The organism is Microcoleus sp. AR_TQ3_B6 (assembly GCF_036702785.1).
Classification (GTDB): Bacteria; Cyanobacteriota; Cyanobacteriia; order Cyanobacteriales; family Microcoleaceae; genus Microcoleus.
In genome coordinates, this window is the sequence record NZ_JAUBVJ010000019.1 from 35,285 (window position 1) to 56,557 (window position 21,273).

At 46.7% G+C, this 21,273-nt stretch carries 18 protein-coding genes; 7 read left to right on the top strand and 11 right to left on the bottom strand.

Features of this window, described 5'->3' with window-relative positions; translation table 11 throughout:
- Positions 1–163: 163 nt before the first annotated feature.
- Positions 164–925, top strand: coding sequence for an A/G-specific adenine glycosylase (locus tag QUB56_RS12045; RefSeq protein WP_332955396.1), 762 nt, complete (start codon positions 164–166; stop codon positions 923–925).
- A 290-nt stretch (positions 926–1,215) separates the two neighbouring features.
- Here the strand turns inward: QUB56_RS12045 and QUB56_RS12050 are convergent, their stop codons facing one another.
- Positions 1,216–2,463 (bottom strand): response regulator, encoded by a 1,248-nt coding sequence (locus QUB56_RS12050; RefSeq protein ID WP_332955397.1) that lies wholly within the window; start codon positions 2,461–2,463, stop codon positions 1,216–1,218.
- Between the two features lie 594 nt (positions 2,464–3,057).
- Here QUB56_RS12050 and QUB56_RS12055 point away from each other — a divergent pair.
- The gene (locus QUB56_RS12055; RefSeq protein ID WP_332955474.1) at positions 3,058–5,760 is read left to right on the top strand and encodes an endonuclease MutS2; all 2,703 of its coding nucleotides are present in this window, start codon (positions 3,058–3,060) and stop codon (positions 5,758–5,760) included.
- Positions 5,761–5,771: 11 nt separating this feature from the next.
- On the opposite strand, the gene QUB56_RS12060 is transcribed toward QUB56_RS12055, so the two are convergent.
- Positions 5,772–6,983, bottom strand: coding sequence for a transposase (locus QUB56_RS12060; protein ID WP_332955399.1), 1,212 nt, complete (start codon positions 6,981–6,983; stop codon positions 5,772–5,774).
- A 277-nt stretch (positions 6,984–7,260) separates the two neighbouring features.
- Here QUB56_RS12060 and QUB56_RS12065 point away from each other — a divergent pair, with 277 nt between their 5' ends.
- Entirely contained in the window at positions 7,261–8,202 is a 942-nt protein-coding gene (locus QUB56_RS12065) for a DNA methyltransferase (protein ID WP_332955400.1), read from the top strand.
- A gap of 320 nt (positions 8,203–8,522) precedes the next feature.
- On the opposite strand, the gene QUB56_RS12070 is transcribed toward QUB56_RS12065, so the two are convergent.
- The gene (locus QUB56_RS12070; protein ID WP_332955401.1) at positions 8,523–8,711 is read right to left on the bottom strand and encodes a hypothetical protein; all 189 of its coding nucleotides are present in this window, start codon (positions 8,709–8,711) and stop codon (positions 8,523–8,525) included.
- Positions 8,701–8,913: a helix-turn-helix domain-containing protein gene (locus QUB56_RS12075; RefSeq protein ID WP_242715747.1), complete on the bottom strand. Its 213-nt coding sequence runs from the start codon at positions 8,911–8,913 to the stop codon at positions 8,701–8,703. The genes QUB56_RS12070 and QUB56_RS12075 overlap by 11 nt, the downstream gene beginning before the upstream one ends.
- A gap of 384 nt (positions 8,914–9,297) precedes the next feature.
- Between QUB56_RS12075 and QUB56_RS12080 the strand changes: the two genes are divergently transcribed.
- Together QUB56_RS12080 and QUB56_RS12085 are read left to right on the top strand one after the other, a co-directional pair.
- A complete protein-coding gene (locus QUB56_RS12080) occupies positions 9,298–9,903 on the top strand; it encodes a DUF3038 domain-containing protein (RefSeq protein WP_332955402.1) in 606 nt (201 codons plus the stop codon).
- A gap of 122 nt (positions 9,904–10,025) precedes the next feature.
- On the top strand, positions 10,026–11,600 hold the full coding sequence (locus QUB56_RS12085; RefSeq protein WP_332955403.1) for a DUF4335 domain-containing protein: 1,575 nt from the start codon (positions 10,026–10,028) through the stop codon (positions 11,598–11,600).
- A 472-nt stretch (positions 11,601–12,072) separates the two neighbouring features.
- On the opposite strand, the gene QUB56_RS12090 is transcribed toward QUB56_RS12085, so the two are convergent.
- From QUB56_RS12090 to QUB56_RS12105, 4 genes are all read right to left on the bottom strand, one after another.
- Positions 12,073–12,207: a hypothetical protein gene (locus tag QUB56_RS12090; protein ID WP_332955404.1), complete on the bottom strand. Its 135-nt coding sequence runs from the start codon at positions 12,205–12,207 to the stop codon at positions 12,073–12,075.
- Complete coding sequence (locus QUB56_RS12095) at positions 12,167–12,550, bottom strand: VanZ family protein (protein ID WP_332955405.1); 384 nt, start codon at positions 12,548–12,550, stop codon at positions 12,167–12,169. The genes QUB56_RS12090 and QUB56_RS12095 overlap by 41 nt, the downstream gene beginning before the upstream one ends.
- Positions 12,551–12,673: 123 nt before the next feature.
- On the bottom strand, positions 12,674–14,020 hold the full coding sequence (locus tag QUB56_RS12100) for a DUF3370 domain-containing protein (RefSeq protein ID WP_332955406.1): 1,347 nt from the start codon (positions 14,018–14,020) through the stop codon (positions 12,674–12,676).
- A gap of 154 nt (positions 14,021–14,174) precedes the next feature.
- Positions 14,175–15,098 carry a nucleoside hydrolase gene (locus QUB56_RS12105; RefSeq protein ID WP_332955407.1) on the bottom strand — a complete coding sequence of 308 codons (924 nt, stop codon included), beginning with the start codon at positions 15,096–15,098 and terminating at the stop codon, positions 14,175–14,177.
- A 214-nt stretch (positions 15,099–15,312) separates the two neighbouring features.
- Between QUB56_RS12105 and QUB56_RS12110 the strand changes: the two genes are divergently transcribed.
- Together QUB56_RS12110 and QUB56_RS12115 are read left to right on the top strand one after the other, a co-directional pair.
- Positions 15,313–17,274 (top strand): S9 family peptidase, encoded by a 1,962-nt coding sequence (locus QUB56_RS12110; protein WP_332955408.1) that lies wholly within the window; start codon positions 15,313–15,315, stop codon positions 17,272–17,274.
- Between the two features lie 237 nt (positions 17,275–17,511).
- Positions 17,512–17,730: a hypothetical protein gene (locus QUB56_RS12115; protein WP_332955410.1), complete on the top strand. Its 219-nt coding sequence runs from the start codon at positions 17,512–17,514 to the stop codon at positions 17,728–17,730.
- Between the two features lie 215 nt (positions 17,731–17,945).
- On the opposite strand, the gene QUB56_RS12120 is transcribed toward QUB56_RS12115, so the two are convergent.
- The 3 genes from QUB56_RS12120 to QUB56_RS12130 all read right to left on the bottom strand — a co-directional run bounded on the left by QUB56_RS12120 (position 17,946) and on the right by QUB56_RS12130 (position 21,203).
- The gene (locus QUB56_RS12120) at positions 17,946–18,734 is read right to left on the bottom strand and encodes a universal stress protein (RefSeq protein WP_332955413.1); all 789 of its coding nucleotides are present in this window, start codon (positions 18,732–18,734) and stop codon (positions 17,946–17,948) included.
- 46 nt (positions 18,735–18,780) lie between these two features.
- Positions 18,781–19,620, bottom strand: coding sequence for a nitrate ABC transporter ATP-binding protein (locus QUB56_RS12125; protein ID WP_332955414.1), 840 nt, complete (start codon positions 19,618–19,620; stop codon positions 18,781–18,783).
- Positions 19,621–19,772: 152 nt separating this feature from the next.
- Entirely contained in the window at positions 19,773–21,203 is a 1,431-nt protein-coding gene (locus QUB56_RS12130) for an ABC transporter substrate-binding protein (protein ID WP_332955416.1), read from the bottom strand.
- Between the last annotated feature and the right edge of the window lie 70 nt (positions 21,204–21,273).

Below are 21,273 nucleotides of genomic sequence, written 5' to 3' on the forward strand. Positions count from 1 at the left end.
GGGTCTGGCGGGTAGTTAATAAGATTTTTTTTTATTAACCGCAGAGTACGCAGAGTACGCAGAGGAAGAAAAGGAGGAGATCAGAAAAAGATCGTTTTACAAATTATTTAAATCTGCTAATATATAGATATAAACTTGGCAATTTATCAAAACTACCAATCAAATGTCTGCCTTAAAGACTGTTGTTTTTTCTGCTGATATTGAGCCTGGGTCAAAGCATTTAGACGCTGCTAAAATCCGGTGGTTTCAACGCCGGTTGAAAGCTTGGGCCCGGCAGAATTTCCGCGATTTTCCTTGGCGGCGTACCTGCGACCCTTACGCGATTTTGGTGGCGGAGTTGTTGCTGCAAAAGACTGCTGCCGCTACAGTGGCTCCGATTTATCAAGAATTTGTCGATCGATATCCGACTCTCTCGGATTTAGCGGCCGCGCCTGCTGCGGAAGTTGCTAGTTTGTTGCAGCCTTTGGGTCTTTTTTTTCGGGCCCAAAAGCTGCGGGAATCGGTGCTGGTTATCTTAGAACATTATCAGGGAAATGTTCCCCGCACGGAAGCTCAGTTGCTGGAACTTCCCGGAGTTGGCAAGTACATTGCGCGATCCGTTTGCGCTAATGCTTTCGGACAGCCAAAAGCCGTGCTCGATACGAATGTTGCTCGGATTTTGCAGCGTTTTTTTGGGATTGACGGCGGTAAGGTAAAATCGCGTGAAGCGAAGCTATCCCGCAGGGAATCGCCCGAACTTTGGAAAGCCGCAGAACGAGTCGCTCCCAAACAGCAAGTCGGGCCGTGGAATTTAGGACTGCTGGACTTTGGGGCGGCAGTTTGCACTGCAAAAAACCCCCGCTGCAGCGAGTGTCCGCTGCAACGGCAGTGCGAGTACAACATTAGCAGCGAAATCAATTCTCGGCTCATTGCTGAACTCAGTTGACAAATATTCAACCGCATTTGTAGGGGCGGGTTCGCCAACAATCTCTAGCTAAAACCAACAATCTCAAAAACCCGCCCCCACCCAACTGTAAATACAAATGTACCAGCATTCAAAGGAATAAATTTTATCATAAATTTATCCTTCACACCGCCATCTGATATCATTTCCGGTTACACCGTCCGTGATGTTGACGGTTGACGGTTAACAGTGAACAGTCAACAGTCAACCGTCAACAGTGAACTCGAATTTACTATTCCGATGAAGGGCGGATTTGATATGACTACTATTAATTAACTGTGACGCAGCGGGATTTCTATCCGAAATATAGTACCTTTACCCGCTTCAGAAAAACACTTTAACTCTCCTTTGTGCTGCTCTACAATTATCCGATAGCTGAGAGCCAGTCCCAAGGGGATGGTGGGTTCGGCAGGTTTTGCCACCAAAAATGGATCGGAAATTTGCGCTGTGATATCTTTGCTGATTGTCATGTCGTTATCAGCAATCTCAATACGAATCCGCTGAGCATCGACCACCTGAGTGCTAATCAAAATCACAGGCTTAAATTGGATTGATTCCAACTCCTCCAAGTCTTGAGCCGACTCTTCCAAAGCATCGATTACGTGATTGATAATATTCAGAAAAGCTTGATTGAGCAGACCTGCATAACACTCAATCTGTGGCAAATTGCCGAATTCTTTCATCACCTTGATGTCTCGCCTTCCCTCGCGAGCCGGCAAGCGGTGCTGCAACAACAACAGAGTATTTTCTAAACCGTCGGAAACATCGAATAACTGCCAGCCCGATCGATCGCTGCGGGAAAAATCCTGTAGCGACAAGATTAATTGGCGGATGCGATCGCTCCCGGTTCGTATGGAACTCACAATTTTTAATAAATCGTCGAGCACGAATTCCACATCCATATCTTGCTGTTTTTGCAGAATTTTCGGGCCGGGATTGACTAGCTCTTTTTGATACAAGCGCAGCAGTTCAATTAAATCGGTAGCGTAGCTTCGGACGTGAGTTAGATTGCTGTAAATAAAAGTAATTGGGTTGTTAATTTCGTGGGCGATACCAGATACCAATTCGCCTAAACTAGACATTTTTTCACTTTGCAGCATTCGATCGCGCGACAGTTGCAATTCTTGCTGGGCGAGATCCAACTCCGCCCTCAACTCGCGCGCTCGCTTAGACGCCCGCACCCGCCCCAACAATTCCTGCTTAACTATCGGTTTAAACAGAAAATCGTCAAAGGGCGCGTCCAATTCTTGCGCTTCTTCAAAGCGCGAGGCTGTGGTCAGCACAATAAAATAGGCTGTGGCTAATTCTCGATCGGCTTTCACCAGCCGGCACAGATCCAAAAAGTTGATTTGAGGCGAAGTCCCGTCGCAAATTATCACATCCGGCGAAAATTCCCTCGCCAAGTCTAAACCCTCCTTACCGTCGGGAGCGACTCTCACCTGATGTCCCTCCCTCCCCAGCAACTCTTGCACGACTTCAACAGTCACAGCATCCCCGACTATCGCCTGAATCTTTGCCATACTTCTACCAACTGCACAATTACTTTTTAGGATACAACCGCCTCAATTGCGCCGACATATTTAAATTTCCCAAATAGTTCAATCCCACAAAAAACAGCCCATCCCAGTTCCCTCAAACGCCAAAATAGCTCGGTAGAAGGTATAATTTTAGACGAGCCTGCCAAAAAAGCCAAATCTCGCCTTCGTAATTGGGCTTTTACATCACAGCTTTCTGGCGAATGACTGCTGGCAACTCTCCTAAATCTTCCTCAAATTGGGCCCGGAAACAATAAAAAAACTTTAAAATTAATCAATCAATACTTCGGACAGTTTTATGGCCCGCGTCCACAGGCGAGAAACCCGGTTTCTACGAGTTTGGCGACAAGTCACGAGAAATTTACCAAGAAACCCGGTGCGAGCAAGGTTCCGAGTCCGCACAGTTGAACTTAGGTTTTGAGGCAAGTAGTCAGCGTTGTCCTGTGCAGGCATATTGCGCTGGAACCCTCACTCTACTGTTGACTATCAAAAATTATCCGAAGAATTGATCGATAGTATCGTCTAATTAACCTTCTAGGTCAGCGCCTGGGAATGCCAATTACCAACACCACCTCAACTTTGATTCAATCCGAAACACTAGAACTATTAGAATGGCCGCGCCTGTGTCAGCACTTGGCTACCTTCGCTGCGACCAAACTCGGCGTCGCCGCCGCCCTCGAACTCCAAATCCCGGCAACAATAGCTCAAACAGCAGAACTCCAGGCCCAAACTCAGGAAGCTTATCAGTTAGAGAGCCGCGCTGGCGGTGCTTTGAGTTTTGAAGGAATCCAAGACATCGGCACTTCCCTGCAGCGAGCTGAACTCCAAGGTTTGCTCGGCGGCGAAGAATTGCTGGCAATTGCTACTACCCTCGCCGGAGCAAGGCAATTGCGCCGGATAATTGACTTTCAGTCAGATGTGCCGGCGCTCAAAGAACTGGCAGCCCAATTGCGGACTTATCCCGAACTAGAGCAAGAAATCCATCGCTGTATAGACGATCGCGCTCAAGTAGCAGACAGAGCTACTCCTAAATTAGCAGGAATTAGAGTTCAAATGCGACAGTTGCGCGATCGCATTTATCAAATATTGCAGGGGATTTTGCAGCGCCAATCCAACGCCGTACAAGAACAGCTAATTACCCAAAGAAGCGGACGCTTTGTCATTCCCGTCAAAGCTCCCCAAAAAGATGCCATACCGGGCATCGTTCACGACTCCTCGGCCAGCGGCGCCACACTGTACGTAGAACCCCACAGCACAGTCAATCTCAACAACCAAATGCGGCAGTTGCTCCGGCAAGAACAAGCTGAAGAAGAAGCAGTCCGCCGCGCCCTCACGGAGCAAGTCGCAGCAGTAAAACCCGATTTAGACAGATTGTTGGTTGTAGTTACAACTTTAGATTTAGCTGCAGCTAAAGCGCGTTATAGTTTTTGGTTGCAAGCAAATCCGCCGAAATTTATCGAATTGGGAGAGCCAGAATTAGCACCCAAAAATCCCGAAACAGAAGATGAGGAAAAAGAAGAAAAAGAAAATGAGGAAAACTCAGAAAACAGTCAATTATTAATTCGCAACCTGCGATCGCAAATTACCCTGCGCCAGTTGCGCCATCCTTTATTAGTTTGGCAGCAACAGCACGAGCAAGGCTTTCCAGTCGTGCCGATCGATTTAACCATCGCGCCACACATCCGCGTCGTCGCCATCACCGGCCCCAACACGGGCGGCAAAACAGTCACCCTCAAAACCTTGGGCTTGGCAGCTTTAATGGCGAAAGCAGGAATGTTTGTTGCCGCCCGCGAACCCGTAGAATTGCCTTGGTTCGACAATATTTTGGCCGATATTGGTGACGAACAATCTTTGCAGCAAAGTTTGTCTACTTTCTCCGGCCATATCCGCCGCATCAGCCGCATTTTAGAAGTTTTACACAATAAATCGCAGACCCAAAGGGAAGAAAATTCAAACCTTCCAATTACTAATTCCCAACAGCAAGACCGAGAAGCCCCAGATACACAGAACACTGTTTCTGCTGTGCCAATTCTCAAACCTAAATTACAAATTCCCCAACCCGAAATCCCAATTACCAATTCCGAATTACCAATTCCCAAATCTTTAGTCTTGTTAGACGAAGTAGGAGCGGGGACAGACCCCTCAGAAGGCAGTGCATTGGCGATCGCCCTGTTGAAATACCTCGCCCAACATTCCCTATTAACAGTTGCAACTACCCACTTTGGCGAACTCAAAGCCCTCAAATATCAAGACTCCCGCTTTGAAAATGCCTCAGTAGAATTTGACGACAATTCCATGCAGCCAACCTATCGCTTGCTGTGGGGAATTCCCGGACGTTCCAACGCCCTCACCATTGCCAAAAGACTCGGTTTGCTAGCATCCATAGTCGAAGAAGCTCAAACCTATGTCGGGGGAGCCTCTCAAGATGTCAATCAAGTAATTGCTGGACTCGAAGCACAGCGCCGGAAACAGGAAACCAAGGCCAGAGAAGCAACTCAACTGCTACACCAAACCGAAAAACTGCACAGAGAAGTTTCTCAAAAAGCAGCCGCTTTGCAAGAGCGGGAGCGAGAACTAAAAATAGCTCAGGAAGTGGCAGTAAATGAGGCGATAGGGTCGGCAAAATCAGAAATTGCTCAAATCATTCGTCGCTTGCAGTCGGGCAACCAGACGGCTCAAAATGCGCAACAAGCCACAGAAACCTTAAATCAAATTTCCCAAAAACACCTGCCCTCTCGCCAACAACCGGCTAAACCCAAACCGGGTTTTATGCCGAAAGTGGGCGATCGCATCCGCATTCCCAGCTTGGGCCAAACCGCCGAAGTCCTCAGCGGCCCCGACGCTAACGAAGAGTTGAGCGTTCGGTTTGGGATTATGAAAATGACTGTCAAACTCGGAGAAATTGAATCCCTCGACGGTGAAAAACCCGAAACTAAAGCTCAATTAGCCAAGGTAGCAGCCCAAGCACAAGCACTCGCTACCGCTAAAGCTAAGCAAGCAGCGGCGGAACCTGCAAAACCCAATCCCGAAATTGCCATTCGCACTGCTAATAATACGATTGACCTACGGGGCGCGAGAGTCTCAGACGCAGAAATCGAAATAGACAGAGCTCTTTCCAAAGCCATGGAATACGGAGTCCTGTGGATAATTCACGGCAAAGGTACGGGACAGTTGCGGCGCGGCGTTCACGAGTTCCTCGCGAATCACCCGCAGGTTTCCCGCTTTGAACTCGCCAGTCAAAAAGAAGGAGGTGCAGGTGTGACGGTGGTTTATTTGAATTGACACTCCCGGGCCTAAAGCCGAGGGGATTCTTGATTCGCAGAATCAACTTGCCGATGCAGAATTACTTCAACATCGGTAGCGGTCAATTCTCCACAAGCGTTCGGATCTAAAATCCAAGTTCCGGCGTGCCCCACCGTACTCAATCCCCGACTTAGGATGTTTCTAGCTGCGTTCCAGTCACGATCTAATACGCATCCACACCGACAAGCGTGGGTTCGCGTTGATAGACTTTTCTTAACAATTGTTCCGCAGCTAGAGCATTCTTGACTTGTTCCGTTAGCTGGTACGGCAATCGTAATTCTTCCGAATACTTTGCCGAAATACTCCAACCAAATTCGGAACATATACCAAGATGCGTCGTTAATCGATTTTGCTAGACAGTGATTCTTCACCATATTTTTGATCCTCAAGTCTTCGTAGGCTACACAGTCGTTAGACTGGATGACGCATCTTGCCAACTTCACGGCAAAATCTTTACGCTGTCTACTTATTTTGAGGTGGCGCTTTCCTAGAATCACTCTAGCTTTTTTTCTGTTTTCTGAACCTTTGACTCGCTTTGAGAGCCGTCTTTGGGCTTTCTTTAATCGGCGCTCTCCTTTGCCCAGAAAACGCGGATTTTCGACGGCAACGCCATTGGAGTCTGTGTAGAACTCTTTGAGTCCCACATCTAATCCAATAGCATTGCCTGTAACTTCAACCTTCTCGGAACGCTCAACTTGAACGCAAAACTGGATGTAATATCCATCGGCTCGTTTGACTAAGCGCACTCGCTTAATTTGGCTAAGCTGATAGAAATGTAAGTCTCGCGTTCCTTTCAGCTTGAGTTTTCCGATGCCTTTTTTATCGGTAAAAGTGATAGATTTTCGGTCAGTTGCCATCCGCCACCCGGTCGTTTTATATTCGACCGAGCGATTGTCTTTCTGAAACTGCGGAAAACCCTTTTTTCCTGGGATTTTCTTTTTACAGTTGTCGTAGAATCGGGCGATTGCCGACCACGCTCTTTCTGCGCTTGATTGTCGAGCCATGCTGTTGAGTTCATCGCAAAACGTCCATTCTTTAGCTAAAACAGCACTGTACTTATTCAAGTCATACTTGTTGACTTTTTCGTTTTCCATCCAAAAGCGCAATGCTTTGTTACGGATGAATTGCACTGTTCTGATTGCTTCGTCTACAGCCTCAAATTGCTGCTTTTTTCCGTAGGCTTTGAACTCAAAAACTAGCATGACTTCGACCTCATCACGATGTTCCTTATGCTACCAGCATCAGCTTAAGGTTGCCAAAGTTGTTCACAAAGCTTTACATAGTTGCACCCTAGGTCGTAATCCTGAAATCTAATGAAAGATGCTGGGAGGCTTTAGCCTCCTTCTCCCTTTCATCCCCGTGACTTTAGTCCGGGGATGAAAGCTCGCGGGAGACTAAAGTCTCCCAGTCAAATCCTTGCTTCATCAGAAAAAGTGGCATAATTAAGAGTTGATTTCCCACTTGAAAACTGCCTGACTAATGAAAAAAACTCCCTCAAATGAAGTTTTGGTTGGCGACTGTCGTGAAGTGATGAAGACCTTGCCAGAAAATTATATTTCTGCCTGTATCACTGACCCACCTTATAATTATGAATTTATTGGTCATAAATGGGATGACTCAGAAATTCAAAGGCGTATTGAAAGAGTCAATGGCAAGAAAAATAAAACCCTTGTTAAAAACATTCCCTATGGCAGCGGTTTAGCAGGTGGAGTCAGAAACGAAAAATGGTATCAAAGGAATCGTAACAACACTCTGGATTATGAAAAGTGGTGCTTTGAGTGGGGTGAGCAGCTTTTTCGGATCTGCAAACCGGGTGCGACAGTTTTAGTTTTCAACAGCACGCGGACTGTTGCTCACGTACAAGTTGCACTTGAAACTGCTGGTTTCTATGCGAGAGATATTCTTGTTTATAAAAGATCCAGCGGTATCCCTAAGGGTGTCAATATCAAACAACAGTTAGAGAAGAAAGGATATGAAAATCCTGAAAAATGGGATGGTTGGCACAGTTGTCTGAGGAACGAATGGGAAGCAATCTGCGTACTTCAAAAACCACTGGTCAATAATTACTTGGAAACTCTACAGGAGTATGGTACTGGTCTATTTTATACTAAAGATCAGTTCGGTGGTTTTCAGTCCAATATTTTAGAAGGTATACAGCGTGAGAAAACCGAGGAGTTTAACGTCCATTGCACAGTTAAACCAATAGCTCTAATGAGAAAGCTGGTCGAAATCTTTGTACCGCGTTTGGAAAATTCTATTCTAATCGATCCTTTCGCAGGCTCGGGAACTACATTGCTGGCGGCGCAAGAATTTGGCATTAGGTATGTTGGCATTGAAATAGTACCTGACTACATAGAGATTATCAACAAGCGCCTTGATAGTTTCAGCGGTATACAGGGAATTCTCCCACTTTTTCAATAAGAAATGACTTTAAATCAAACCCGCTTATTGTTTGTATAAACTCAAACGAATCGTCCCCAGTGTAAACTTTCCAAGTCCCTACTTTGCACGCTGTAATAGCTGCGGGCAAATTATCTTGTCTAAGAATTAAAAAGACGGGTTCGTAATTAAGATTACGAAGTAGTTCGCCATAAGATTTGAACTTCTTCAGTGTTCCCAAGTCTCCTGAGCCAATACGATATTTTGTATCTATTGCGTACCCATCAACAATCAGATCGCACGGCTCATCGCTTTCAACTTTCAATGCTGGCTTAAAACTACTGCAATATGTTTTACACGTTTCAGTAACTAAGGATTGCCAACACATACCTAACTCTTCCAATATTGCCTATTTTCTTTTTTTTTATTGGAGAAATACCAAGCACATCCATTAAAATATCGTGTTCTTCATTCTCTTCTGCATAAATTTTTTCTGTAAATGATTTTTGGTATCTTGCTAAAATTTGCTCGAGTCTTCTTTCAGTCATCATCAATTACCAGATCGGCTAGACTAACGGATAATGCCTTGGCTATTTTGCTGGCATTAAGTAGCGTTATATTCCTTTCACCTCGTTCAACTGAACCAATATAGGTGCGATGTAATTCAGATAGTTCTGCAAGCTGATCTTGGGAAAGATTTCTGAGCTTTCGGAAATGTCTAACTTTTTTACCAAATTGCTCCGTAATATCCATAGATGGCGCCAGATGAAGCAACGACAACTATAATCTGACAGACTATAAGTAGCGACAGACTATAAGTAGCATTCGAGAACGCTAGGATATTGGCATTGATATAAGTCCCGATAGTTTCAAAGCAGTGATTTGATTTCGGTCACTCTGCGGCGTAGCATGGTTAGGGGTAAAAATCTATGGGTTTTGCCGATCGCGATCGATCTTCCTGGAAACCGCAACTTTTCACCCGCAACTCCGTCCAGCAGATAGGATTGCCGGAATCAAAGCAACGAGCTATGGAGACAAATTAACAGATGTGCTGTTGCCGACAGGCTGCAAAGCTTTCATCACTGCATACTGTTTGATATCCTGCCTCAACCTGTCTTAATTTCCCGTGCTGAAGCCATGCGCTCGACCGTAAAGTCCTCCGCTCCCACAAACGAAAGGGGCCCATCTCCCAACTGGGAAGAATTGACCCGAAAAGCACCAGAACCTACCCAGTTGGACAACATTAAAGCCCAACTGGATTTAGTGCTGTTAGCCCTAGAAGCACTGGCCGAAATAGGCTCAGAAGCGATGCTCAAGGTAGCAGCCGAACTGAATTTAGAGCCAATGGTAGCCGATCGGGTAGCTTTGTGGCGGCTGCGCCAATCTAACCCGCTGCGGAAAGGCCAGGGAGGGCGCAAAAAACTCGATGTGGAGGAAGCTCGATCGCTCGTTTTGATAAGCTGTCATTTGGCCTGTCAGCACCAAGCTTTAATCCGCCGCGCTGTGGCTTTGCTCGAACAAATGGCAGAGCAAAACCGCGAACCTCACACAATCGCTTTGTTGGGAGATTATATTGACAGGTTCAGCAACACTTATGCCTCGCGCATGGAAGATGCAGAAAATTTATCAGCCCGAGAACTAACTAATTTGGCCCTCAAACTCCTGATCGATTTGCTATTTTACAGCAGTCCCGGCGGCCACCGCCGCCTCTGGCTGGCTCTTCTAGACCGCGCTAAAAATTAAACAACAGTCATCAGTCAACAGTCATCAGTCATTAGTCATTAGTCAACAGTCAACAGTCAACAGTAATCAGTCAACAGCCAACAGTCAACAGTCAACAGTTAACAGTCAACAGACTTTCTGCTATGGTTCTCAAACGGTACACGCCCCCCACTTGCACGCTGGAAATTACAGCCAAAAGTTCGCCTCTATCTCGCTGGGCGGGCCAACCCGTGTTTAAATCTTTAAGTTTTGAGCTGCGACTCGACGACCCCAGGCTCCCAGATACCCAACACGTTACCCTTAGGGGCGATCGAATTCAACTCGAAACCCTCCACGAAGCTGTTAGCACCTACGTCCAAAACTTGCTCGGCGAATCCCGCGATTGGGAAAGCAACCTCAACTCTCAAATCGATCGTACCGCAGCAGGCCCAGACTCGCCAGAAGCCGCGGGTAACACCCTCATATTCGATAGAGCCGTCAACACTTCCGAACTAGCAACCTCCGCCCCGAACACTTCCTACCTTCCAGTTCCCCCCCGCTTAGAGCCCCGCGGCTTGCTCGCCCACAACTTGTTTTTAGGCTCTTTGACCGCTGCAGAATCCGGGCCAGTAGTTCCCTTGAGCACCCTGCAACTGTTTGACTTAGCCACAGCACTAGATAACTGCGCCGCCGAAGTGATGGCGCTTCCCAACCTCAACCGCGAGTCCCGACAACCGCTGTCCTCACCCTGGCTCAAGGTGGCAGCATTGCTAGTCGCCAGCGCCGGCCTGACGACAGGAACTATCAAAATGCTCCATCGGCCCGCCACCTCCCCGCAAATCGCCACAGCCCCCGCCGCCGCCCCCGCTCCAGGAAACCCCCCGCTAGCTGCCGGCGTCTCCCCCAGTCCAGTTCCCGCCCTACCGACACCCCCAGCACCAACACCCGCAGCCACACCCGGTTTACCGCCCCTGCCGCCCCCGCCCATCAACACCGGGACTTCCGCCAGCCCCAGCTTGCCCCCCATCGCCCTCGCCCCAACTCCCCCCACCAACAAACCCAGCCCCATCCAGCAGCCACCCCTGCTATTTCCCGCCAACGGCAGCGCACCCAGCGCCCAACAGAGCCCCCCAGCATTACCTCAAGGGCAAACAATCACTATTCCCGCCCCCGAAGAACCGCCCCGGGGCGGTCCCCAAGCACCCGCACCAGTACCCTACCTGCTGCCCCCACTACCGCCCAGACTAGCTCCCGCCGTACCGCCCCCCCTGCCGCCCTCCCTGTCTGCTTCCCGATTTCCCGTTCCCGCGCCGCAACCCTTCCCCCGCCCCATCGAGCCGATTGTCCCCCCCGCCAGTACCGAACTCCCAGCCCTTGAGGACCCTCAACCAACCGCCGAATCCGAGGATAACAACCAGGCCGCGGCGAGCAAAAAAAACAGCACTTTATTTGATACAATTCCTCAGGTTTCAGAAGCTAGAACTTACTTTGAGGAACGCTGGAAGCCTCCTGAAGGAATGGAACAAACTTTGGAATACAGCGTGCTGATCGATGAAAATGGGTCAATTCAAAGTATTGTCCCGATGGGAAAAGCAGCAGCAGATTATATCGATCAAACTAATATGCCATTAGCCGGCGAGCCCTTTGTTTCTCCAGTTTCTAATGGAAAAAACCCTAAAATTCGAGTTGTTTTGAGACCAAACGGTCGAGTACAAACCTTTTTGGAAGAGAGTAATTAAACCCTCTTAAACACATTGTCGAGATGGGAAATCCCGGTTAATTGCTAATCTTAAACAAGTTCAAAAAAAATCAAATTTTAACTGCGGCAGCAGCAGGCAGCGTATTGACATTTACTCGTAGTTGACTGTTGACTGTTGACTGTTGACTGTTGACTTCCAAGCTCTACCTGATAACGCAGATTCGGAGGCTGTGCCTCCAATTTCCCTCCGCAATTGAGGCTCTTCCTCGCTTATATCGCATAGCGAGGCTCGACCTCGAAGTTCAATCTAAAATCTAAAATCTAAAATCTAAAATCGATTGACTGTTGACGGGCGGGTAAAAAAAATGAAAATTGCGCGAATTATTTGTTGGCCACTTGATGAGACTTTACGCCCGACTTTTGAAGCAAGGATTTGATATCATTCCGGCGCAGCCGGAATTGATATTACCCGTGCGGGCAGAGTCACCATTGACACAAGTTGCTGACACTCGTCAACCGGCGCGCATTGCGCACCCTACAAACCTCCTTCTTTCTTCTTCCTTCTTCCTTCTTCCTTCTTCCTTCTTCCTTCTTCCTTCTATATCATCAATACCCTTTTTTTCTATCCCAAACTTCTCCAATCCCATAAAAAACAGCAATCCCGCAAAAACTAAATAAAAAATCTTCAATACTAGCAGTACGATTTGGTAAAATCGCTTGCAGCATTTCTTCCGCAGCAGTGAAAATAGTAAAAATTGCGGGTCCGAAAGGAATTAAATAATTCAACAAATTCATATTTTTTTTGCCAGTTGCTTTATGGCACAAAAAAGATGCTATTCCGTACAAAACAAAGTGGCCGAGTTTGTCATAAGGCGGATGAGCGAGAGGAAAATTGACTAATTTCCCCGTATCTGCTAAGAGCATGATATTGAGAAGAATTAAAAAGTACAAAAAAACACCAACAATCCAGAATTTTTTTGATAACTTCATCTTGTTTTTTGCCAATACCGACTAGAGACAAACTAAGTCCGCGTAACGTGAAACTAATATCGAATCTGGTTAATTACGTATTGTATTTGTAGGCATCTGCCTAGTAGTAGCAGCAGCTCAAATTTAATTTGTTTTCACTGTCAAAACTTGCGGCGGCGACGCATCGGGCGGATAAATAAAATCCACTTCTACAAGTCGCTTTTCTCCCGATTTCATCTCTAGTTTTACCAAAGGTTCCCCCTGCTGTCCCCGCCGCTGGACTAAATGCACGTAGCGAGTTTGAGGCACTTTACTGTCATCAGTATAGCGCACTCTGACCGTCCCCCTAAAAAAAGTTTGAGGTGCCGGAGGTTCTAAAAAACTAAGTCCTCCTGAAGTTAATTTGTCTGTCTTAATAGGAGTTTGAATCGCGACAGTTACAGTTTGATTTTTGCTGGTAGAATTGTACAGCGGCAAGCTGAGATTGTATTGAATTCCGTAATTGCCGTGGGCGCGGTATGCTGTATCTGGGTAGCGGACTAACATCCTCGCACTTTGCACTTGATTTGTGCCCAGCATTCCGCGCGGGAGGGTGCTTAATGGGTAGGAAAATGCTGTTCCGGGTTGGGGAATTGCTAGGTTTAATGTGGCTTGGTTGTCTGAGATAAGTGCTCGCCATTGTGAACCTAATGCTACACCGGAAACTCGGCCGTAAATTACTTGACCTTCGGTGATTTCCGGCGGTGTGGGAGTTCGATCGCGCGGCCCGGCTATATTACCATTGTCTAATAAGTTTTGCCATTCTGTCTGGTCGGGCGATCGCTCGTTTCCCTGTGCGTCAACTCGGGCAAACATCGCCAGACTGGCAACATAGACTATACCATCGCTGCGCAACCGCATCAAGGTCGATCGACCGTTTAGCGGCGGTACCAATCCCCGCACCGGTATCGGATGATTCATCAACAATTGGCTTTTTCCCGGTGGAATAATTAATCCAGGTTCAAAGTCAGCCTGTCTCCTTCCTCTCAGAATATCATTCACAGCGCGACTTCCCGGCCCCGCATAAATATTACTGTTTGAATTATCGACTTGCGGCGGCAATTCAATAAAAGGTGCATCGGGTTGACTGAGATAACTCGCAGCTTGCAATATATCTAATGTTACAGGTTTATTGCCCGGATTATAAACAATTACTCCTTGATACAATGTTCGCAAATCTTCCGGCGAAGGTGCGCGGGCTATGTGGTGGGCAAATATGTCGAAACGTCCTTGAAACGGAAAGTTTAAATGTGCCGCCGGAAATCTTTTACCATCCGGGGGAAATGTCGAAAGTAAAATTCCTTCTTGCAGCACTAATTCGGGACTGTTGCTGTTAAATACTGGTATGTTGTCTAACTGTCCGGGGAGAGGTCGCACTTCTTGGATTTGGACAATTTCTGGAGGTGCGGGAGGGGTTTGGGCTAAGGGGATAATTGATAGGATTGGCAGCATTTTTTGAGGCTTTTCATTTTTGAGATGAGTTTTTTTTACCGCAGAGGGCGCAGAGGGCGCAGAGGAAGAGAGGGAAGAGAAGAGCACGTAAATATTCGTACCATGGCGGGTTTTATACGGAAATTTTGCTCGCTTCTAGCAGATATGGTGATTTTTACCTCGCCCACTGTTGTAATATGTAATTGTAAAATTTGGCTGTGTCTACTTTATCCATTGCTTGAATTTTTCGCCCTCCTATTTTAAGTTTTGTGCGTCCTTGGCTGATACCTTCGGTAATAATTTCTGTTTCCCACTCTCGCAGCTGGTAAAATTCGGGATGCGCTAAATAAGCGGTTGCCAAAATGTCCCAAAAATAGTAATCTTGAGATATTGCTAGGGCATAACACTGTCCTGCCAAGTCGGAAATTGGATATTTGCGCTGTTTTGCTAAGAGATTGGAAAATTCTACAGTCAGCGGTACATTATTCGTGATATCTAAAGGACACATGACAACCGGAATTTGGGTTTGCCAAATTCTCTCGATTGCTATCGGATCCCAGTAAGCATTCCATTCCGCCGACATATCTTGTCCGGGTTCCATATCTTTGCTAACATTGCCGATAACATTGAGGGCCCCTCCCATCCAGACAATTTCTTGAATTTTGCTTTCAATTTCTGGCGCGATATCTAAAGCTTGCGCTACTGTTGTTAACGGCCCCGTTACCATTAATGTGACTGGTACGGCTGCATCCCGCAAAACTCGCACCATAAAGTTTTGTCCGGGTTCTGATATTAACGGCGTGTCAATGGTTCCTTTTTGATTTAGAATGGGAAGTCGATCGCACGCAAAGGAATCTCGCCGAAATAACACCGGAAATGGGTTGAGTCCCCGCACCGTACTCGCCGCCACCGGAACTTCTGAACGCCCCATCAAATCGAGGATTTTGCGCGTTGCACTCACCGCCGGTTGAATGTAGCAGTCCGCAGGAGTTACAATTACTCCCAGAGTTTCCACTTCCTCCATTGTCATCAGCAACACAACTGAGAGATAGTCGTCAACTGCACCGTCGTGATCCATGAGTACAAGTTTTTTCGACATTTTGCTTCCCCGGTGACTGAATTAGTGTAAAGTACAAATATAAAATTATTTATTCCCACAAATACCACTGTCTCAACTATAACAAGCCTAAATCATCTATAAACCCCTCTCTTTCTTATATTCCTTTGTGTCCTAGCGCTTGCGCGCGGCTTCGCCTAACGCGCCGAAAGCGTTCGTAAAAAAAGCCTCATTCACAAATCATTGAGTATTCTATATGACCACAGTATCACCTTACGGCTCTTGGAAATCACCTATTTCTTCCGATTTAATTGTTTCTGGAACTGTCGGACTCGGACAAATTGCTATTGACGGCGATGATATTTACTGGGTTGAGGGAAGGCCTTCGGAAGCGGGAAGAAGCGTCCTCGTGCGGCGCACTCCTGACGGTACAATTAACGACGTGACACCCCATCCTTTTAATGTTCGCACTCGCGTTCACGAATACGGCGGCGCTTCCTTTGCAGTTGCTGGCGGTGTTGTCTATTTTTCTCATTTTGCCGACCAACGTATTTATTCTCAAGCATTAGATTCTCAGCCCCAACCTCTGACACCTGCTGCTAATTCTCGCTATGCAGATGCGATAGTTGACAAGCAGAGAAATCGCCTGATTTGCGTGCGCGAAGACCATGCCGATGAGGGCGAACCTGTCAATACTATTGTTAGCATTAATTTAGATAACGGCGAAGATATTCAAATCTTAACTCAGGGCAATGATTTTTATGCTTCCCCTCGTTTAAGTCCCGACGGTTCTCTACTTTCCTGGATTTGTTGGAACCATCCAAATATGCCGTGGGATGGCACAGAATTGTGGGTGGCACAAATTAATGCTGACGGTTCTTTGGGGGAAAAATACTTAGTTGCTGGCGGGGTTGATGAGTCGATTTTTCAACCGGAATGGTCGCCAGATGGAGTTTTGTATTTTGTTTCTGACAAGTCTAACTGGTGGAATTTCTACCGCTGGCAATCTAGAACCCCCCTCAATTCCCCCTTGGTAAAGGGGGAAGCCGAATTAGAAACCAGCTTGTGCGAAATGGCGGCTGAATTCGGACTTCCCCAGTGGGTTTTTGGAATGTCTACTTATGCCGTTGTCTCGGAAAGCAAAATTATTTGCACCTACACTCAGCAAGGCAAGTGGTATTTAGGGAGTCTCGATTTAACGACTAAGCATTTGACAACAATTGAGACGCCTTACACTGATATTTCGTCGGTCAAAGCGCAGGGACAAATAGTGGTTTTTCTGGCAGGGTCGCCGACTGAATCGACTGCTATTGTACAACTGAATTTAGCAACTAATCAACTAGAAATATTGCGCAAATCGAGCAATTTAAGCATCAATCCTGGTTATCTTTCTGTACCGGAACCTATCGAGTTTCCCACGGAAAACAATTTGACTGCTTTCGGTTTCTTCTATCCCCCGAAAAATCAAGATTTCGCAGCACCTGCAGGTGAAAAACCGCCGCTTGTCGTCAAAAGTCACGGCGGCCCAACTGCTGCTACTTCTAGCAGCATGAATTTGAAAATTCAATATTGGACGAGTCGCGGTTTTGCTGTACTCGATGTTAATTACGGCGGCAGCACTGGTTACGGCCGAGAATACAGAAAAAGACTGCAAGATAGTTGGGGAATTGTCGATGTTGACGACTGCGCTAACGGTGCTAAATATTTAGCTCAAAAAGGTTTAGTTGATGGCGAAAGAATGGCGATCGCCGGAGGCAGTGCAGGGGGGTACACTACTCTGTGCGCTCTTACTTTCCGCGATGTGTTTAAGGCCGGTGCGAGCTATTATGGAGTTAGCGATTTGGAAGCTTTGGCAACGGATACTCACAAATTTGAAGCGCGCTATCTGGATGGATTAATCGGGCTTTATCCTGAAAGAAAAGATTTGTATGTGGCTCGTTCGCCGATTCATTCCGCCGAACGTTTATCTTGTCCCGTTATCTTTTTTCAAGGATTAGAAGATAAAGTGGTGCCGCCCAATCAAGCGGAAATGATGGTAGACATATTGAAAGCTAAAGGTTTGCCGGTGGCTTATGTTGCTTATGAAGGGGAACAGCACGGTTTTCGCCGCGCTGAAAATATCAAAAGAACTCTTGACGGCGAATTTTATTTCTATTCCCGGGTGTTTAAGTTTGAGTTAGCTGAACCTGTGGAGGAAGTGCCGATTTATAATCTTTAGAAGAAATTAAGTTGGCAGTTGCTCTGTCTTGGCTAAAACCAAACTGCAAGTGGTAGCATAATTCGTACATATTGAATGTGATTTCGTTCACAAAATTTGCTTTTAACTATCACACTTTTTTGCTGTTTATGGTCACCGCTTTTAAGGCGATCGCACGCTAAAATCTGAATGTGCGATCGGCATAGGCTACCGCAAAACGTCCGATCGCGCTATCTTCGAGTGAGAGAGTCAATTACTATGCAAAGTCCTGTCAATCTGATTCCATCTGCTTTGGGCGAGCTGTTTGCCGAAGTGAATCATAATGGCTATATTACTCTAGCCGATCGCTACGGTCTGATGGCTGCTATTTTTGACGAAACTTTGAGTGAGGAAGACAAACGCTCGATAGATAGGCTGCTGCGCTCTGTGTGCCGGGGAAAGATCAAATTAGTTAACGAATTGTCTATGATCAGGTAAGTGCGGATAATTTCGTTGACTCTAATTTTAAAAATCTCAACAATGAAAAAAAGTCCTAATTGTATCGTAATTGGGACTTCGAGCGAGGAAACTCCTTTTAATTTTTCATAGACTTAGCACTAAGGCAAAAATCAGGTTTGGCGCGCGACTTTATAGCGGTAGGGTGCGCAGGGCGCACCTTACATATAGAAGTTTTGCCTAAGTGCTCCACAAGTTTAATGTGCCGACATAGCTGTAGCCAACTGCAACTTGCTCACACTTTCTTCAGGCTGAACATCCATCTGATAGCTGAGTGCCGCAGGAATCCCGAGCACGCAGCACGGAAAATCATTGCCTAGTTCCCTAACCAGCGAGTGGTTGCCGGAATCGCAGCCCAAGAACAGTAAATTTGCTGATTCTAATTCAACCACATTTCTCAGTTCTGTAGCAACCCGCCCGATGCGCAAATGAGCTTTGAATAAACCGCGCCATTCCTCAGCCAAACAGCGCGCTTGCCACAGCAACCTATCTGCTACCTCGTACTCATTATTTTGACCAAAAATTGCTGGGAAATAAGGCGGCTCAATCCAATTTTTTCGCTGCGATAATGATGAGATTTCTGTCGGAGGTAAAGCGATCGCAGGCGCTGCACAATTCAGAACAAATGTTTCTTCTAAATCCGACACTTTCGCCTTGGCAGCCAAGGCATTTGCCACAGCAAATTTGCCAGTATCTTCGCCGTAAGTTTTGGGCGCTTCGTCAATCACGTAGACGACTTGAACTGTGACTTCTTGAGTTGTTACTAAACGAGTTTGATGTGCAATCCAAAGGGTAATGTCCAGAGCTGTTTGACTTTTGGGAGAACTGTTGTAACCAACAATAAAATTGATTGTTTTTGCCTGTTTTGTAGCTTTTGATTTCTTAGCACTTTGCCCTTGTGGCTCCGGCAGCAACACCATTTCTTCTGCTAAGTTTTGGTATCCCAATGCACTTTCAAAACGTGCTAACATTGTTTTGAGATTCACAGGCTTGACCTCTCTTAAGTAAATTGTTTTGTCTGTCCGTCGGGCGTTATTCGTCTTGGGTAAAGTAGCGATCGAGAAAATTCAAAGCATAGTTGCGCAGTTCGTAATAATCCTGAGATTCCCGCAACTCCTGGCGATCGCGCGGGTGCGCAAAGGGCACTGACAAAATTTCACCTATCGTCGCAGCCGGACCGTTTGTCATCAGCACAATGCGATCGGACATATATATAGCTTCATCCACATCGTGAGTAATCATCATTGCAGCTTGTCTGCGATTTTCCCAGATATCCAGCACCTGTTTCTGCAACTTGCCGCGAGTCAGAGCATCCAGCGCTCCAAACGGTTCGTCCATTAATAACATTTTCGGTCTAATCGCCAAAGCTCGCGCAATCCCAACCCGCTGTTTCATGCCTCCTGAAATTTCATCTGGATATTTGTCGGCTGCTGCTGTTAAGTTTACCATTGCTAGGTGTTCGTTGACAAGACTAATCTTCTCGGAACGGCTGAGACTTTGCAAAACTTCATCAACTGCCAGCCGAATATTTTCCCGCACCGTCAGCCAAGGCAGCAATCCGTAGTGCTGAAATACCATCATGCGATCGGCTCCCGGTTTGCGAATTTCTTTTCCTTCCAGTGTCACCAGTCCGTCGCTCTGTCTTTCCAAACCTGCCACTATTTTTAGCAGCGTTGATTTGCCACAGCCAGAGTGACCGATTACCGAAATAAATTCGTTTTCTCCAATACTTAAATTGATATTTTCCAAGACGCTAAATTCTGTACCGTCACCATTTTTGTAAGACTTGAACAAATTCTCTATTTCCAGAAATAGACGATCGCTCTTGACGGAATTTTTGGGACTGGTAGAAGTAGAGGTGTATTGACTCACGGTATTCTCCTAAAAAGTAGTAAAGTGTTAATTGACTTTTCTGGCTATTGCCTAAATCCTAAAATTGGGCAGTCGGTTTCAACCGACTTTAGCTATTAGCCAGGGACTTAAGTCCCTGGCGGGACATTAGGAAAAGCGCAACATCTCAAACATTAAGACTGAAAAAAAGACTGAGGGCGGTTGGCTCGAATTTCAAAACTCTTCAAATAACCCACCAGATCGCTAGGATCGAATGCCTTTTTATCAATGAAATGTTCTGCAGGTTCCACTTTGTAATCCTCCTGGGGACAATCGATTCCCATTTCGGCAACAATCTTGCGGTAAAGGTCGGTTCTCCAAGCTTTTTTAGCTAATTCCTCAGCATTTTTTGGCACTTCCTTAATCTGTCCCCAGCGCGCGGCTTGAGTCATCAACCACAGACTTTGAGACTGCCACATAAATGTTGAATGATTTCCCGGTATTTGAGGCAAATTATTAGGAATGTCATAGAAAATAGTTGCATCGGACGATTGTAGGGTGCGGTCTTTTCCGTCAAACCCTCCATAGTTGTAGTCGCCAACTATTGCCGGTCGCGTAAATTTGTCGATCGCCCCTTTTTTCGGTTTCGCCCCCGTAAACGACCGCTCAGTCAGCAGCGCCGATATTTCACTGCGATTTTCCGGCTTGCTGCAATACTGACAAGCTTCCACCATTGCCTTAACTAGCGAGGAATAAGTCTTCGGATTTTCCTCAATGAAAGATTGCATTACTCCCAAAAGGCGATCGGGATGTCCCAGCCAAACTTCTTTGCCTTGCACGAAGGTAAAACCCACTCCCAAATTGCCTTGAATTGCCCGCGTATTCCAAGGTTCGGCTACCATGTAAGCCTGCATGGCGCCAATCCTGATGTTTGTTACCATCTGCGGCGGCGGCACAATAATTACCCGAAATTCTTTGAACGGATCGACACCGGCAGCCGCCGATATGTAGCGGACAAAGTATTCGTAAATCGCAGAACTCAGAACCACTGCCCAAACCCTGTTTTCCGCTGGCTGACTGTCAAAAAAGGCTCGAAATTGTTTGCCAAATTCTTCCAAATTGCCGCTGTATTCGTGCCACGGGCGCAAACCGAAATCCCACATAGCTTTGTTCATGGTCATGGCGTTGCCGTGGCGGTGAATTGTCATTGCCGCGCACAGGGGTGCGTGCCGCGCTCCTTCGGCGCCAATTCGGGCGTTTGTGACGGCGCCGGATACGACTGGGGAGGCGTCGAGGCGGCCGAAGATGATGCCGTCGCGGGAGGTTGCCCAGCTTGCTTCGCGGTTGAGTCGGACGTTTAAACCGTATTTGCGGAAAAAGCCTTTTTTCCAGGCGATCGCAAATGGCGCACAATCGTTAACCGGCACGTATCCTACGGTTAAATTTGGTTTTTCTAAGGTTCGGGAATCGACGATCGGCTTTACGGCTGAGGCTTCTTCTGTGAGTCCTTTTGCCGATCGATCCGCGCTAATTGCACAACCAGATAAAGCCATTCCCGCCGCCGCCATTCCGATTCCTTGCAAAAACTCTCGGCGGTTCCATTCATTGGAAAAGTTGTCACTCATACCATTTTAGTTTTTAGATTGGCAATGACTAATAGACGAGCTATTGCATAAATCTTTGCTCGATAGAGCA